Genomic DNA, 14,632 nt, shown 5'->3' with positions numbered 1-14,632 from the left:
GCGAATGTGATAAAGCACAAGGTAACAAGTGGCTAAACGAACAGGCTACGTCGCCCATTTGCCAGCAGAAACCCATCTCTGTCAATTAAACGAAGCTCTGAATGCCAAAGGCGATTGATTCGTTTTTGTCTTGAACAATTTACTGAACGATGGCAAGTGCTCGAAGCCTAATGCGTAGGCAATTTCACCAACCGATAAGTCCGTGGTTGAAAGTTTTTCTTTGGCCTTTTCAATCAGTTTTTCATGGATGTGTTGCTGGGTGTTTTGACCGGTCAGCGTACGTAGCAGATTACTTAAGTACTTCGGCGAAAGATTCAATTGGCCGGCAATATGCTGAACCGTTGGCAGCCCCCCTTTATCCCAGGAGTCATTATCGAAATAAGCATCAAGCAATTCTTCCAAACGTTCCAACACCTGATGATTCGCCTTTTCTCTGGTAATGAATTGGCGATGATAAAACCGATCGGAATAATTGAGCAACGTTTCCAGTTGTGAGATAATGATCTGCTTGCTGAAGCGGTCAATGGTAGCGTGGTATTCCTGCTCAATAGTTTCACTAATGTTGTTGAGCATGGCTTCTTCTTTTGCCGACAGAAACAAGGCTTCATGCAAGGTGTAACTCCAGAAATCGTAATGCCTGATGGTTTTAGCCAGGGGCGTATTCCACAGGAAATCAGGATGGATGTTTAACACCCATCCTGATTGGTTGACTTCATCATCGGTATTCACAAGGTCAAGGCTGATAACCTGTCCAGGCGCCATAAACGACAGAATACCTTCATTAAAATCAAAGGATTGCTGCCCGTATTTCATCTTTATATTAGATACTCGTTTTAGAGCAATGCTATAGAAATCAAACACCAGACTCGTCGGTTCGTCGTGATGTAATTGCTTCACATGATCAACATGGATGAGACTGATCAGCGGATGCAGCGGTTTAGGCAGATTTCTGAAAGTATGAAACTCGCTGATCGTTTTAAAATGCTTCATAGTGTCTGTTATTCCTGGCGTACTTCCAGAATCAATTTGCCTCGAACATGCCAGGTTTGACTTTCGCGGTGAGCTTCGGCCACCTGCTCCAACGGAAACACCTTGCTGACAAAAACCTTCACCTTGCCTTCGTCAATCAGCTGGGCCATTTCGGCTAACCAGTCCTGCCTGGGCTGGTTAACTGCAAGCTCGCCTTTAGCCTGTTTCCTGGACAAGGCTGCCAACACTGTATCATTAAACGGCAAGTCTATGTTGGCGGTTACGAATATACCTCCTTCCTTCAATACGGTCACTGATTTCAATCGCTCCTGGTTATCACGCAGTGGCGACGCTTCGAACACAACGTCAACATTGTGTACCAACTCGTCAAACGGCTGGCTCCGGTAATCAATGACCTCGTCGGCACCAAGCTGCCTTAGGTAATTCAGGTTGCTCGCCGAAGCAATCCCAATGACATAAGCCCCTTTTGCCTTGGCAAACTGTACTGCAAACCCCCCAACGCCCCCCGATGCACCCTGAATTAAAATGCGTTGTCCTGGCTGCAACTTTCCGTGTTCGAAGAGAGCCGTCCAAGCTGTGAGCCCAGCCAGGGGTACACCCGCAGCCTCCTTGAAACTGATACTTTCAGGCTTGAGGGCAAATTGACTTGCTTTGGCCACACAATATTCTGCATAACTACCATCGCCGGGGAAATTAGGAACACCGTACACAGCATCGCCTTTCTTCAAGGAGGTTACGTCGCTGCCTGTTGCTTCGACAACGCCTGCTGCATCCCAGCCTAGTGTCAAAGGCAATGTTAAATAAGGCCTTAACACGTCGTTGCCGCCTTCCCGAATTGCCCAATCTGTAGGATTGACGCCACTGGCATACACGTTGATTAAAATTTCATCAGCTGCTGGAACAGGACGCTCTATGTCTTCTAACTTCATGACTTCTGGTCCACCAAATTCGTGAATTCTCACTGCTCTCATACCAATCCGCTTTTAGTTAATTGATGAAGCAAATGTCATCAACCAATTGAAATCAGATTTAGTAAGAATGCCCTTTGTCTTAGCCAAAACAGCCTATAAGCAGCCCTATCGCAACAGTGGATCGCACCGGTGAACCAATTGTAACGATTCTCGTACCTTTCTGGGATAGTACCAATATATTATACGATCTTTCCATATCATACATTTTTCACTCTAATTGAACCCAAACGGTTACGTAGTCCTTTTGCGGTAAACTATCTGAAACGTCTTTTTGCATTTTGGCAAATTCAGCATTTCCTCAATCTCCCGATCAACTGTTCGGTAATCTGTTCAGTGATGTACAACTTAGCCGTGTTTTCGCCGACTCCAAAACATTTGTAGACTGTACGCCTAAACAGGCTCCGGCCGAAGTCGTTGCGCAATACGAGAGCCAGAAAAGCCAGCCTGACTTTGATCTGAGTGCGTTTGTGCATGCTTATTTTACTATGCCCGAAAAAGTGGCGGATAAGTATGTAAGCGATACATCCATCAGCACGGCTGAACATATCGACCGACTGTGGGATCACCTCACGCGCCAGGCCGATGGAGCATCAATCGACGGTAGTTCGCGCATACCGCTGCCGAATCCATATGTTGTGCCAGGTGGGCGGTTTCGTGAAATCTTCTATTGGGATACCTACTTTACTATGCTTGGCCTGAAAGAAGCTGGACGAGCCAATTTGATTCGGGCCATGCTCGATAATTTTGCGTTTCTGATTGATGAGTTTGGCTTTATTCCGAACGGGAACCGAACCTATTTTCTAAGCCGGTCGCAGCCACCCTATTTTGCATTGATGGTGGGTCTGCTGGCTGAGGCTGCGGGACCTGAAACATGGGCAACCTACAAGCCTCAATTGCTGCGTGAACACGATTTCTGGATGCAAAACCAGGAGAAACTTTCTGATGAAACGCCTATGGGTAGCCGCGTTGCGAAGGTAGCCGGTCAGTACGTACTGAATCGCTATTGGGACGATACCCCGCGGCCTCGACCGGAAGCCTACCGGCAGGAAGTTGACTTGTCGCACAGCGCCGAACCACTGGGGGTTGTACCTGACGAGCTATACAATCACATCCGGTCGGCCTGCGAATCTGGTTGGGATTTTAGTAGCCGCTGGTTTCGCGATCAGAAAACGATGACCAGTATTCACACGGCTCACATTTTATCCGTCGATTTGAACTGCCTGCTCTATTCACTGGAAACAGCCCTGCAAACGATACCCGACGAGCCTGATGCAGCAGGACCTCCAAGCGAAAAATTTGCTGAATTGAGTAACCAGCGTGCGCAGGCGATTCAGCAAACGTTCTGGAACGAAGACACTGGATTCTTTCATGACTACGACGTTGTCGAAGGATGTCAAACGGAGGCCGTAACGTTAGCGGGCGTGTTCCCTTTATTTTTCAAGCTTGCCACGCCCCAGCAGGCAGCCCGCGTTCATGACCGGCTCAAAGCTGACTTCCTGCAGCCGGGTGGCTGGGTCACTACACTTCATCAAACAGGGCAGCAATGGGACTGGCCTAACGGTTGGGCTCCCTTACAATGGATTGTTTATCAGGCCTTAATAAATTATGGCTTTGTCGAAACCGCGCGCGAAGGCCGAAACCGCTGGATGGATTTAAATGACAAAGTATTTCGGGCCACGGGCAAAATGATGGAAAAGTATAATGTTGTTCACGCGGCTCTGACCACCGGCGGGGGTGAGTACCCTAACCAGGACGGCTTCGGCTGGACGAATGGCGTGTATGTGGCGATGGAGAAGGATGTAAAGAGCGAAAGAGTTAATGAGTGAAAGAGCGAATAAGGCAGACGCGCGCATCCCTTCTGCCGGGCTATTTTGCGCTCTTTCACTCATTCATTCTTTCACTCATTATTTATGGCACTGAATTTGTAGAGTGAGCTTTATTACCTTACTCGATAAGTAATTAGCCATGAAAAAGCTCTTCATCACGGTGTTGGCCGCTGGTATGACCACCGCTGCTTTTTGTCAGAAGACGTTTATTTTATCGCATCAGGATAAAAAAGGATTTTTCTCCGTGTCGGCAGGAGCCAGTCTCCCCGTTGGACGGTATGCCAGTTGTGAACCCGCTGATGGACAGGCCTGTATGGCCGGCCAAGGGTTTGCCTTTAACGTATCAACCGGTTATCGGGTTGCTGGCCCCATTGGTCTTATGATTCGGGGAGAACAGCACAGAAATACAGTGAATACCAGCGCCATGCTCAGTGCGCTCTACCGCAACGACTCCGATGTCTGGACGGCTAAAGCCGATAACTGGTCTGTTCTCAGCGTGATGGCTGGCCCCTACATCTCTATTCCGATGGGTCTCTTTTCCATAGATGGACGCTTACTGGCTGGCCGGGCTTTGGCGGTGCTGCCCAATACGGCAATGGCTGGTAACTTCGGAACAACTGAAATGTCGGTGAAGACAACCGGTGCCCAGAGTACGGCGTTGTCGCTGGGGGGCGGCCTAACCCTGCGGTATCGCCTTGGCCGAAGCACAGCGCTTAATCTCAACGCCGACTACAGCCGTGCCGATTTTACCTTCAATAACCTGACGTCGACCGCTACGAACGGATCTATTCGTTCAGAAAGTTTGATTTATAGCAGCAATAGAGTCGTTAGCGTCGTTAGTGTATCGGCCGGTGTAACTATATTATTTGGTAACAGCTTCCGTCCCTTCTAGCGACCGTTGATTGACTAAGCCGACGGTTCATCCACATCGGGTTGTAACCCTCGGCTTAGCGCCGTAGTTTAGTGGCTGAACATCATATTATTCAGGCCATGACACCCCTTCGTCAGCATGCCGTTCTTCGGCGCGTAAAAGACATTACCCTCAGTGCTACTCTTAGTCTGGCGCTCCTCAATGGGGCCGCTATGTTGCAGAGTTGCGGCAGCAATAATTCCGACGAAGCGGGTGAACGAACCGAAACAAGCTTCCAGAAAGGCGTTCGAACCTACATTACTGAGACGGCTCCCGGCAACTTTAAAATTACCGACGAAGTACAAACAGGCCCCGGCCAGGCGGGGGCTATCGTTAGTTACTTCGATGGCCATCGGGACACACTGAGCGTTGAAGCCGCCAAGAAACTTGTTGAAACAGACCAGTCAACAAGCACCTATTTTAACAATCCCAATAGTTATCAGGCGCACCATCACAATGGTTTAGCCAACGCGTTGCTCTGGGGCAGTCTGGGCTATATGCTGGGTCGCTCCAATTCCTCTCAATACCGCGATGATCAACGTCGATACGGTGCTGGTGTGTATGCGAATCCAGGCCTCTATCAGCGGTCAACGCAGGTTGGCGAGAATATTCGTACATCGCGGGTAACCCGAACTGTCCGGCCATCGGGTGGCCGCAGCGGTTTTTTTGGTGGCCGTAGCCGGAGTTTTTCGGGCTAGGCAAGCGATTGGGGCGAGGTGCCGCATGTGGGTATGCAGTGAACTAAACGTCCTGTATTATACCTAATTAGACAGAGGTCAGATGATGTTCGTTGTTGATTAACTTAGCCAATAACCGTGTACCTTTACGTATGAATCGGAAAAAAAACTGGGAGCGGCTGCGGCAGGAAACGTTTGATATTTGTATAATCGGGGCGGGCGCTAGTGGTGCTGGTGCTGCTTTGGACGCAGCCTTGCGCGGTTACCGCGTAGCGCTCATTGACCGGGGTGATTTCGCCGGAGAAACCTCCTCCCGTTCCACAAAGTTGATTCATGGCGGGGTCCGCTATCTGGAACAGGCCATTAAAAAGCTTGATCTGGCGCAACTACGGCAGGTGCGTCATGGGCTGGCCGAACGCCGAACCGTCATTCGAAATGCTCCTCATTTAGCCCACCCGCTGGCCATCTTAACACCCGTATTCAGTTGGTTTGAGGGTATGTATATGACCATTGGGCTGTCACTCTACGACTTCATTGCCGGTCATGATGCCTTCCCCAAAGGCCGCTGGCTTAATCAGGTACAGGCCTTGGAAAAAAGCCCGATGCTCACGCGCCAGATGCACAGTGCGGTACTCTATTACGATGGCCAGTTTAACGATGCGCGCTACGCGCTAGCCCTGGCCCATTCGGCCGACGAAGCGAGTGCTGCGGTTGTTAATTATGCCGCTGTTACTGGCTTTGGGCGGGAAAAAGGCCAGCTCAAAACGGCTGTTGTTGAGGATCAACTGACAGGAGAGATCATTAACGTTCGGGCAACCGTATTTTTGAATTGTACCGGTCCTTATGCCGACGGGATTCGACTGCTGGCTAACCCCGACCTCGAACCGCGCATTCGACCCAGCAAGGGCGTGCATATTGTACTGCCCCGCGAAACCCTGCAAAGTGATTATGCCATACTGATTCCGAAAACGGCAGACGGACGGGTCGTTTTTGCCATTCCATTTGGCGATAAAGTGTTTGTGGGAACAACTGACAACGATTATTCGGATTTAGCGCAGGAACCGGTGCTGGAGCCGGACGAGGTCGATTACCTACTCGAAACCGTAAAGCCTTATTTGGCAAAAACGCCACTTGGGGCGGAGGTACAGGCTGGTTTTGGGGGCATTCGGCCGCTGATCGTGAGTAGCCGTGCCGATACAAAAACACTGCTTCGCGACCATGAAGTTGAACATGACTCGGAGTCGGGTTTGCTGAGTTTGCTGGGTGGCAAGTGGACAACCTACCGGCTCATGGCCCAAGACGCGGTTGACCGGGCGGGTGAACTCCTGAAACGAACGGTTCCCGGCCGCACGGAAACGCACTACCTGATTGGGGGCGAAGCCTATCGCTTCGAAGATTGGCAGGTCCTGCAAACTCAGTATGGCTTACCCGCCGATGTGTGCCAGCACCTGATGCAAACGTATGGAAACCGGGCTGAACGCGTCGCTCAACTCACCAGCAAGCAATCCCTTCTGGCCGAAAAGCTAACCGATAGCCAGCCCTTTATTAAGGCCGAAGTAGTGTACCAGGTGCGCGAAGAAATGGCCGTTACCCTGCGTGATGTGTTGGCTCGTCGGTGGCGACTTGAACTCTCCAACTGGCAGCTAACCGCTCAGCTAACACCACAGGTAGCTCGTCTGATGGCCAATGAATTAGCCTGGGACGATGCTTACCGGATTGAGCAGATACAAGCGTATCAAAACTTATTGGAGTCGTTTATCAGGCAGGCCGGCCTAACGGCCAATCAGTCAGCAGTAGAAACCAGCTGATTGGACTTAATCTCTCTCATTGACGCCAAACGGGAAAAGTGCCCAGCTTCATACTCCCTGAGCATTTAGTGGATTGGTTTGCTGTTTGGGGCAGTACAGATCACCTTGCGCAAAAGGTTAGAGCTTGTTCAATTAATGCTTGGTGTTATTATAATGCCATGCCACTTATATAACAACTATGAATCTATGCAATAGTAAGCTTTCAGGCATCTAAAAGAGTAGAATCTAATTTTGACTCAACCGATGCACTCAATTACCTACCCGCGCTTGTTAGCCATAGTTTTACCTATATGCCTATTAGTCTCTGTAAGTGGTTATGCCTGTAGCTGTCAAGACAGGGGCTCTATTCTTGACAATATAAAGGTATCATCCATTGTCTTTTCTGGAACAGTACTTTCCGTTAAGGAAAGTGATAATAAGGGATGGGTAGCTTATAAAATTAGAATTGATAGACTTTTTAAGGGCCAGGTTAAATCGAATGCAGTAATCATCTGGACTCCTAGCGAAAACACCTCATGTGGGTTAAAACTCGCGGCTAGAAAGGTGTTGATCTATGCACAAGATGCGGCTTTTTATCGGCTAAAGTCATACGTCAAAGGCTTCTCCTTTTATACCAATGTCTGCCTACGCAGTGGCCCTTACTTACTTTCTGAAGAAACGGGAATATTACAAGCATTAAAACGAATCTAGTTGAACTTAAGCTAGAAACGACACCAGCCATTTTATAAATATGGCTCTATATTAAATCACTTTACATAATCCTAATTATAATACAGCTCTGGAAAACATACAAATTATAGCCTGTCAGTTTAATTGTATGTTAGATAGGCGACGAATTTTTATGAAACAGCAAAACTATCCTTTTAACGGCTTTCGTGTGGAAAATCGCTCACTGGCGCCAGTAGGGCATTTCGGCCGAGGTAAAGAGTAGTTTGCGGTTTTGGGCGGGCTGGGCTGTTCCAGTCAACTCAATGGTGTATACCGACCGTGTGCCGTTGCCTGTATTGTCGACATTGGTAAACAGCAGTTGTGATCCATTGGGCGAAAAACGTGGGTCTATGTCATTTGTGCCGGTCGGCTTATTCGTTTGCCCTGTGTTCGACGACGAGCTTGGCGTAACCGATAAATCCGTCAATCCATTCGTTGATAAGTCGAGCAAGTATAGCCGGGCGTCCAACTGGCGGCCTTGCTCGTTCATAAAGCCACTAACATCAGCCGAGAACACCAATTGACGGCCATCGACCGAAAATACTGGATTACCGACGCGGCTGTCTTTCCGCACATAAACGGATTTTGCGCCAGAGCCATCGGCCAGGAACGTTGTAATTTCATTGTCGTACACGCTGGTCCCCGTTGTCCGGGCTGCCATTCGGTTCCCCTGCGGAGTCCAGTCGCAACCCGCAAAGATGCGTCCGGAAGGTGCCTGAGCCACTACCCTCAGGCCGGTTCCGTCGGTTCGTATGGCAAAGAGCCTGTCGTTGTTTGGATAGAGTAGCTGTGTACCGTCCGGCGACCAGCAAAAGGATAAATCGGTCTGATACAATCCGGCAATTGGCACGGTCGTCACTTGTCGGCTATTGCTGCCGTCGGCGTTCATAACAAACAATTGCAGGTCAGTATTGATGTTGGAAATGTAGGCAATCTGCTGCCGGTTGGGGCTAACGATAGGTCGCCAGTTGCTGCCATCACGCGTAAGCTGAGCCATAGGCCCCGTTGCATTCGCGGTGAATAGCTGGTATTGCCCATTGATCCGGCGGGCAAACACGAAACTGTAATCGGGCACCGGACCCGTGCTAAACGACCAGATTGAACCATTTACGGTATTGATCCCATCTTTAACAATCACTTGCCATAAATAGGTGGTGTTATAAAGCAGGTTCGACAGGTTCAGCGTATCGACTGTCAGGCCCGTATACGAAGCTGTAGGGGTGGCGCTCCCGGACTTAAACAGCAGCACATCGTAGGTTAGACTGTCTCTATTTGGGTCTGTGGCGGTCCATTTGAGCGTAACCATGTTTGAGGAAATGACCGTGGAAGAGTTCGGAGAAACCAGCGTTGGCGCGGTTGGCGGGCGATTTTGAGTTTGGTCGTCAGTTAGCAGAATCGTTACCAGGGGCGAAGCATCGGCCGTTACGGTAATGGTCGACGATTCGGTGCCGTAGTTGACCTTGGCTGCCCGGATCGTATAACTCCCCACCAGCACGCTATCGAAGCGAAAACTGCCGGACGAGTCCGTGGTGACGACCCGGCTAGTTGGCGATAACGTTACCGTCGCATTCCGAATGGGTTGTTGGTTAACACTATACAGAACCCGTCCCCGAACAGTGGACAGTTGAATGGGATCGACATAGGTGTCTTCGTTGCAACTCCAGAAAACCAGCAGGCTCGAAAAAAGAAGAAGTAGGTAACGCAAATGTTTCATTGATGGTGAGGAATCAGTTCGAAGTGTGTAATGAAGCCATGGTTACTTTTGGGGCGTCACGCGGGGAGGGACGGCATTTTGTTGAGGTGCTGCCTGCGGAGAAGAAATCGGCCGGGACTTTGGTAGCGAGAACCGGCCAATGTGAATAACCAACCCCAATGTGCCGCGCAGGTAATAGTCATTGCGCGCCCCCGCAACCCGCCCATCCAACGCATCGGTAAAGGGCTGGTTGTAGGATATAGTCGACCGGAAACCAATGGCTTTAGTGGCCGAGAACTGCACGCCTAAGCCTCCCTGCGCCTGCAAATAGCTGGCCCCCTGAAACTGAAAGGGAGTAGACCCACTTTGCGCTACTGCCCCCGCCCCAACAAACAGCAACGGTGTCCAGCGTTCATACGGCATTGTCCGAAAAATTAGATTACCCTCCAACGAAGAAATATTTCGGGAAAAGGCACCCTCGCTGGCCAATACGCCTGTAGCGCCATTTACTTGAATACCAAAAGCGGGCGTGATGTGAAAATCCAGCGATGCGCCATAGCTTCCCTTAAGCGTATGCCGGGCATAATCGCCGTAATAACGAACGACTCCGGCATAGGTATGAAGACTAAGGAATGGCGGAGCCACTTCTTTGCGGAGGCCATATACGTCCGTCTCGCTCATAACCGTTTTCTCCTGTTCATAGGCATCGAGCGTTTTTTTCATCGCTCCGGCCGATTTATCAGCCGCCACCCATAAGCCATCCCGAACACCTTCAATGATCAACCCTTCGACTGCTTTCTCGATGGCTTCGGTCACCGCCAGCTGACCGGGCTCGGTTGTTGTGAGACCCGTTTCTGTTTCGAGTAGCCGCTTAAAGGTTACGTAGCGAAACAGGCTGGCATTAACGGTCTGAGACAAAATGGTTTTGGATGTGTAAATTGTTTTGAGAATTTTTCCGGATTTAGTCGAGACCGCCCGCAGGTAAACCGTTACGCGATCTTGGCGGTATTGCGTAGAACCACCAGCGCCAAAGTACTGCACACCCCCGCCACCAGTAATGATATTGGCGTCGTACGAAACAACGCCACCCTCCAGAATAATACCGGCAAATAGGAGCGGAGGCAGGTTTTCACCTTCCTTAAACTGCGCAACACTAGAACGGACGATCTTGCGTTCGTTGAGCAGATTGCTCACGTTCTCCCGCTCAATGGCCACAAACCAGCCACTCTCTTCGAGCGCTTTAAGCAAGATGTTCGTAGTTCCCTGCGTAACGGCTGTTGAAAAGCCCGTTCCCGTTTCAGTTTGTTTATACTGGCCCGTCAGATCCCTGAATTTATAAACAGCGGCCACGATTTTTTCTTTAGCCAAGGGCAATTCACGAAGCGACACCGTGGTGGGCGTTTCTTCGCCCAGCCGGGCGCGCCGGGCCTGTGTAGGCTGGTGGAAGAAAGCCGAGCAACCGGCTAAACTGCCAACCAAACTACTCAGAATACAGGCCCGGATGGCTGCAACTAAACGTACGTTCATGATGTAAAAAAAGAGGAAGGATAAGCGCAATTAGTTTCCGCTAATGATTTAAAATCCTAAACGATGTACTTAAAAATAATTCAGGTAGCGAGATGGCAGGCTTATGTACAACAGATTGGTAATCCGTTGTACATGAGCCGCTAATGAACTAAGTCATGAGCGTATCCCGCAACTTGAACTAAAAATAGGGGATGGTAATGGACGTTTCGCCCCCTTTCCCATCCACAATACGGACGACAACGCCATCGGTCCCATTGCTAATCTGAACCTGATAATCGCCGAACGTGTAATTGCCGGGCTTTAACGTGCCTTCGCCAAACTGATTACCAACCAAGCTATTGGTAATTCGGTTGAGTAGCTGATTTTGTAAGCTCTGGGCAAAGTTATTGAGGGAATTTGGGGCACCGGCTGTGGTTCGGGACGCGGTGGTAGCCGTTGGATCTTTGGTTTTATCCTGCGCTTGAGCAGAGCTCAGCATCCACGAGTAATTGAACGTATTGCCCCCGAAATTTGGGTTATTCGGGTGATACACAAACGCCTGAGCTGACGAATGAGCTCTTACACCAAAGCAGAGAAGAAAGAGAAGTAACGTTTTTTTCATGATGAGTAGGGTTGATGAATGTGTAAGTCAATGGCTTCTTTCAGTACATTAAAATAGACCACTGCCTTTTTGGTCTTCATTTTCGAGAGACCGCTGAACATCCTGATAATTTAATACATACTGATTCACCACTTCGGCCGCATTGAAGGCATATTGTTCAAGAATTTCCTGTCGGATTTGTACATAATTCTGCCACACTACCTGATCATTCAGCGATACGGAAATGATGCTTGTGCCGATGCCAAACGCGGGTAATTCATCGATAGTAACAATGAATGCGTTGATGTCAAGCTCGAGTTTAGGGCTTATTTTAAGGGTAGTATCGGCCAGCGCAGCGGGCGAAACGGCTTTGGGGAGCTCAACGTAGTGTCGAAAGAAGGCTTCGTAAAAATCACGCCCAATTTTTGAGCGCGTATTATCCAGCAGTAACGTCTCGGTGCCTTCTTCCGCAACAACCGCTTCGGTCAATATTTCCTCTTCGAGTTTGCCTTCCAGTTCCGGGTCCTGTGCCCAGGTGGCAACGCTCAGCAGCCCAAACATGACAATAAGTAGCGCCCGTAGCTTTTTCATCGCATTAGTTTCCGAAAAGTCGTCCGTTTTGAATCGTTGCTGTGGCACCTCCGCTTTGCTCAATTCGCAGGTTGGGCAACCCCACTCCACTCGCATCCCGGAACAATGAGGTATTGTCAATGGTCAACGTATTGTTTCCAATGCCTTGAGCAACCTCAAGCCGGGTATTCGATTGCTGAAGACCGGTCATCTGTAGGCGATCACCGCCATCCTGGGTCAGCATGAATCGATTGTTGGCACCACTCAGCCCAAATGAAGTGCTGTTGTTGCCACCCGTCTGGTTCAACAGCACGCTGTTGTTTACGCCCGACAGCGTCACGTCGCTATAGTTATGCCCATTGGTTTGGTTCACCTCCAGCCGATTTTGAGCCCCCGATACGATAGATAATAAAGCTGTATTGTTGGCCCCATCCTGACGAGCTGTAACATCGTTTAAGGATGATCCTGGATCGGAAACGCTGTTTGTTCCTAGTTTAAGCGTTGCCTGTACCTGGCTCGGAACGGAGGTCAAGTTCCAGAAAGCATCCTGTGTATTACGGGTGCCTGACTGGCTCTGTGCCTGCGCTGCTATGCCCGCAATCCAGAAAGAAAATATGAAGAAGCGCTTCATAACCGACTCATATTTAGTTAGTTGAAATTACTACTTCGTTCAGCTGTGGTTGTATCTGCGGGCTTCAGCCGATATGTACGTCAAATCAACTGGCCATATCACCGACCCATATTATACACGGGCTGAAGCCGTGGGTACAACGTCAACACTCTAATTTCTAGGCTGTTTTTTCGCTGATCTCTTTTTCCGGTCTGTCGGGGCAGGGCCTGTTTGATAAACGCTGATTGTATTGCCGTCGTTTGTCTGGTTGACAATCGTTTCGCCCTCGCCCGATTGTGAGGTTACTACTGAATTTTTTGGTCCTGTGGTGCCATCCGGCATGCTCCCCTGCGTAATGGTTGCTACATTGCCGCCACCCAACTGAGAAATAACCACACTATTCGACGAGCCTGCGCCAGACTGGCTGATAACAGACGTGTTTCCAGCCCCCCGTTGTACTACCGATACATCATGGGTGTTGCCTTGCTGGTTAATAACGGCGGTATTTTGAGCCATAGCGGCTACGCTACCAAGCGCTGCAAAACTTAAAAAAATGGCCTTTTTCATATGCCTGCTATCTTGTCGTAATAAATTGGAATAAAGCGTAATGATGTAGTTTCCTGATCGGTTGGCTAGTTGCTGGTTTGGGTGATAACCGCTTTGTTACTCGTACCCATTTGGCTGACATGGGCTATGTTTCCGGCTCCACCCACGCTATTCTGCGTGATGTAAAGCTGATTACCAGAACCGATCTGACGAGCAACGGGATCACCGCCCAGCCCTTCCAGTATATTGCCGTTTCCGGCCTGATTGATGCTGGCAAAATTGTTGGTGCCCACTTGTTCGTTGCGGCTTATGTTATTGGCGTTTTCCTGAATGACGATCGTGTAGTTGCCGCCTGACACATCGGCACTGCCGCTTCCCTGGCTTACTTCGGCCACGTTGTTTCCATTGCTGCCACCGAAACTAAATTGGTTTTGTATGACGCGTGCCGTTCCTGACACCTGATTGGTTTGTCGGATAAGCGCCGTATTTGCCAGCCCAGACGGGAACTGATCGATGTAGGCGTCACTATTGCCTACGCTGCCGGTTTGGTATATACGTCCATCGTGCCCATTGCCTGATTGACCAATTCGGGCTATATTATCGTGGCTATTGTTACTCTGCTCAATAATCGCCGTTCCACCATATACGGGTGTCCACCCAGCCGGGTATATGCCGGTTGGCCCGTCTCCTCCCATGTCAATTGTCGCCTTATTATTGAAGGAGTTATTCGACTGAGTGATGCGGGTTTCGTTGTTACTATCGCCATATTGATTCAAATAGGCCTTATTGTTAAAGCTGGTGTTTGTTTGCTGAATACTGGTAGCCAGATTATTGTTGCCGTGTTGAAACAAAAGGGCGGTGTTGTCGACGGCCAGATTACGTTGATTAATTTCGGCCGTTTGGTATGTACCAATCTGAATGGTGGAGGCTGTATTGTAGGCGTTAATGGTTGTGTTTGTTCCAGTTCCCTGTGTTACTACTGAGTTTAGATGACTACCTGCCTGACTCTGCTGGCTGGTCTGCTGCGTACCAACCTGACTAAGGGTAGCCTGGTTTTGAGCAACAACCACTGATAAAGTCATGAAGGCAATGCCAGAAAGGAAAAGTTTTTTCATTGTGGGATAGACTGAACAACTGCGTTTGTCAACGCTTTAGCTGTTGATTGTAATGTCAGTGATGATGGGAACGCAACTTAATTTCTGAACTATTTACCCCA

13 protein-coding genes are annotated in these 14,632 nt (G+C 49.5%); 4 read left to right on the top strand and 9 right to left on the bottom strand.

Annotated elements, in window-relative coordinates:
• Window positions 1–81: 81 nt before the first annotated feature.
• A complete protein-coding gene (locus SD10_RS22810; protein WP_046577026.1) occupies window positions 82–990 on the bottom strand; it encodes a helix-turn-helix domain-containing protein in 909 nt (302 codons plus the stop codon).
• 8 nt (window positions 991–998) lie between these two features.
• Window positions 999–1,961, bottom strand: coding sequence for an NADP-dependent oxidoreductase (locus SD10_RS22805; protein ID WP_046577024.1), 963 nt, complete (start codon window positions 1,959–1,961; stop codon window positions 999–1,001).
• Between the two features lie 278 nt (window positions 1,962–2,239).
• On the opposite strand from SD10_RS22805, the gene treF reads away from it, so the two are divergent.
• From treF to SD10_RS22785, 4 genes are all read left to right on the top strand, one after another.
• Window positions 2,240–3,787, top strand: a complete 1,548-nt coding sequence (gene treF, locus SD10_RS22800; protein ID WP_046577023.1) for an alpha,alpha-trehalase TreF — start codon at window positions 2,240–2,242, stop codon at window positions 3,785–3,787.
• A 139-nt stretch (window positions 3,788–3,926) separates the two neighbouring features.
• Complete coding sequence (locus SD10_RS22795; RefSeq protein ID WP_046577022.1) at window positions 3,927–4,679, top strand: outer membrane beta-barrel protein; 753 nt, start codon at window positions 3,927–3,929, stop codon at window positions 4,677–4,679.
• 98 nt (window positions 4,680–4,777) lie between these two features.
• Window positions 4,778–5,395, top strand: a complete 618-nt coding sequence (locus SD10_RS22790) for a hypothetical protein (RefSeq protein WP_046580006.1) — start codon at window positions 4,778–4,780, stop codon at window positions 5,393–5,395.
• Between the two features lie 131 nt (window positions 5,396–5,526).
• Window positions 5,527–7,182, top strand: coding sequence for a glycerol-3-phosphate dehydrogenase/oxidase (locus SD10_RS22785; RefSeq protein WP_046577021.1), 1,656 nt, complete (start codon window positions 5,527–5,529; stop codon window positions 7,180–7,182).
• An 889-nt stretch (window positions 7,183–8,071) separates the two neighbouring features.
• On the opposite strand, the gene SD10_RS22780 is transcribed toward SD10_RS22785, so the two are convergent.
• The 7 genes from SD10_RS22780 to SD10_RS22750 form a co-directional block, all read right to left on the bottom strand.
• A complete protein-coding gene (locus SD10_RS22780) occupies window positions 8,072–9,604 on the bottom strand; it encodes a carboxypeptidase regulatory-like domain-containing protein (protein WP_046577020.1) in 1,533 nt (510 codons plus the stop codon).
• 42 nt (window positions 9,605–9,646) lie between these two features.
• The gene (locus SD10_RS22775; RefSeq protein ID WP_046577019.1) at window positions 9,647–11,110 is read right to left on the bottom strand and encodes a CsgG/HfaB family protein; all 1,464 of its coding nucleotides are present in this window, start codon (window positions 11,108–11,110) and stop codon (window positions 9,647–9,649) included.
• Window positions 11,111–11,288: 178 nt separating this feature from the next.
• Entirely contained in the window at window positions 11,289–11,711 is a 423-nt protein-coding gene (locus tag SD10_RS22770) for a curli production assembly/transport component CsgF (protein WP_046577018.1), read from the bottom strand.
• Between the two features lie 48 nt (window positions 11,712–11,759).
• Window positions 11,760–12,281: a CsgE family curli-type amyloid fiber assembly protein gene (locus SD10_RS22765; protein ID WP_046577016.1), complete on the bottom strand. Its 522-nt coding sequence runs from the start codon at window positions 12,279–12,281 to the stop codon at window positions 11,760–11,762.
• Window positions 12,282–12,285: 4 nt separating this feature from the next.
• On the bottom strand, window positions 12,286–12,891 hold the full coding sequence (locus SD10_RS22760) for a hypothetical protein (RefSeq protein WP_046577014.1): 606 nt from the start codon (window positions 12,889–12,891) through the stop codon (window positions 12,286–12,288).
• 150 nt (window positions 12,892–13,041) lie between these two features.
• Window positions 13,042–13,437 carry a hypothetical protein gene (locus SD10_RS22755; protein ID WP_046577012.1) on the bottom strand — a complete coding sequence of 132 codons (396 nt, stop codon included), beginning with the start codon at window positions 13,435–13,437 and terminating at the stop codon, window positions 13,042–13,044.
• Between the two features lie 65 nt (window positions 13,438–13,502).
• On the bottom strand, window positions 13,503–14,531 hold the full coding sequence (locus SD10_RS22750; protein WP_046577011.1) for a hypothetical protein: 1,029 nt from the start codon (window positions 14,529–14,531) through the stop codon (window positions 13,503–13,505).
• Between the last annotated feature and the right edge of the window lie 101 nt (window positions 14,532–14,632).

This window comes from Spirosoma radiotolerans (assembly GCF_000974425.1).
Lineage (GTDB): Bacteria > Bacteroidota > Bacteroidia > Cytophagales > Spirosomataceae > Spirosoma > Spirosoma radiotolerans.
This window is presented reverse-complemented; position numbering and strand designations above follow the sequence as displayed.

Bases quoted from the DNA above. Each gene is read 5' to 3' on its own strand.
- SD10_RS22810 (WP_046577026.1), bottom strand. From the start codon at position 990: ATGAAGCATTTTAAAACGATCAGCGAGTTTCATACTTTCAGAAATCTG.
- SD10_RS22805 (WP_046577024.1), bottom strand. From the start codon at position 1,961: ATGAGAGCAGTGAGAATTCACGAATTTGGTGGACCAGAAGTCATGAAG.
- SD10_RS22795 (WP_046577022.1), top strand. From the start codon at position 3,927: ATGAAAAAGCTCTTCATCACGGTGTTGGCCGCTGGTATGACCACCGCT.
- SD10_RS22790 (WP_046580006.1), top strand. From the start codon at position 4,778: ATGACACCCCTTCGTCAGCATGCCGTTCTTCGGCGCGTAAAAGACATT.
- SD10_RS22785 (WP_046577021.1), top strand. From the start codon at position 5,527: ATGAATCGGAAAAAAAACTGGGAGCGGCTGCGGCAGGAAACGTTTGAT.
- SD10_RS22780 (WP_046577020.1), bottom strand. From the start codon at position 9,604: ATGAAACATTTGCGTTACCTACTTCTTCTTTTTTCGAGCCTGCTGGTT.
- SD10_RS22775 (WP_046577019.1), bottom strand. From the start codon at position 11,110: ATGAACGTACGTTTAGTTGCAGCCATCCGGGCCTGTATTCTGAGTAGT.
- SD10_RS22770 (WP_046577018.1), bottom strand. From the start codon at position 11,711: ATGAAAAAAACGTTACTTCTCTTTCTTCTCTGCTTTGGTGTAAGAGCT.
- SD10_RS22765 (WP_046577016.1), bottom strand. From the start codon at position 12,281: ATGAAAAAGCTACGGGCGCTACTTATTGTCATGTTTGGGCTGCTGAGC.
- SD10_RS22760 (WP_046577014.1), bottom strand. From the start codon at position 12,891: ATGAAGCGCTTCTTCATATTTTCTTTCTGGATTGCGGGCATAGCAGCG.
- SD10_RS22755 (WP_046577012.1), bottom strand. From the start codon at position 13,437: ATGAAAAAGGCCATTTTTTTAAGTTTTGCAGCGCTTGGTAGCGTAGCC.
- SD10_RS22750 (WP_046577011.1), bottom strand. From the start codon at position 14,531: ATGAAAAAACTTTTCCTTTCTGGCATTGCCTTCATGACTTTATCAGTG.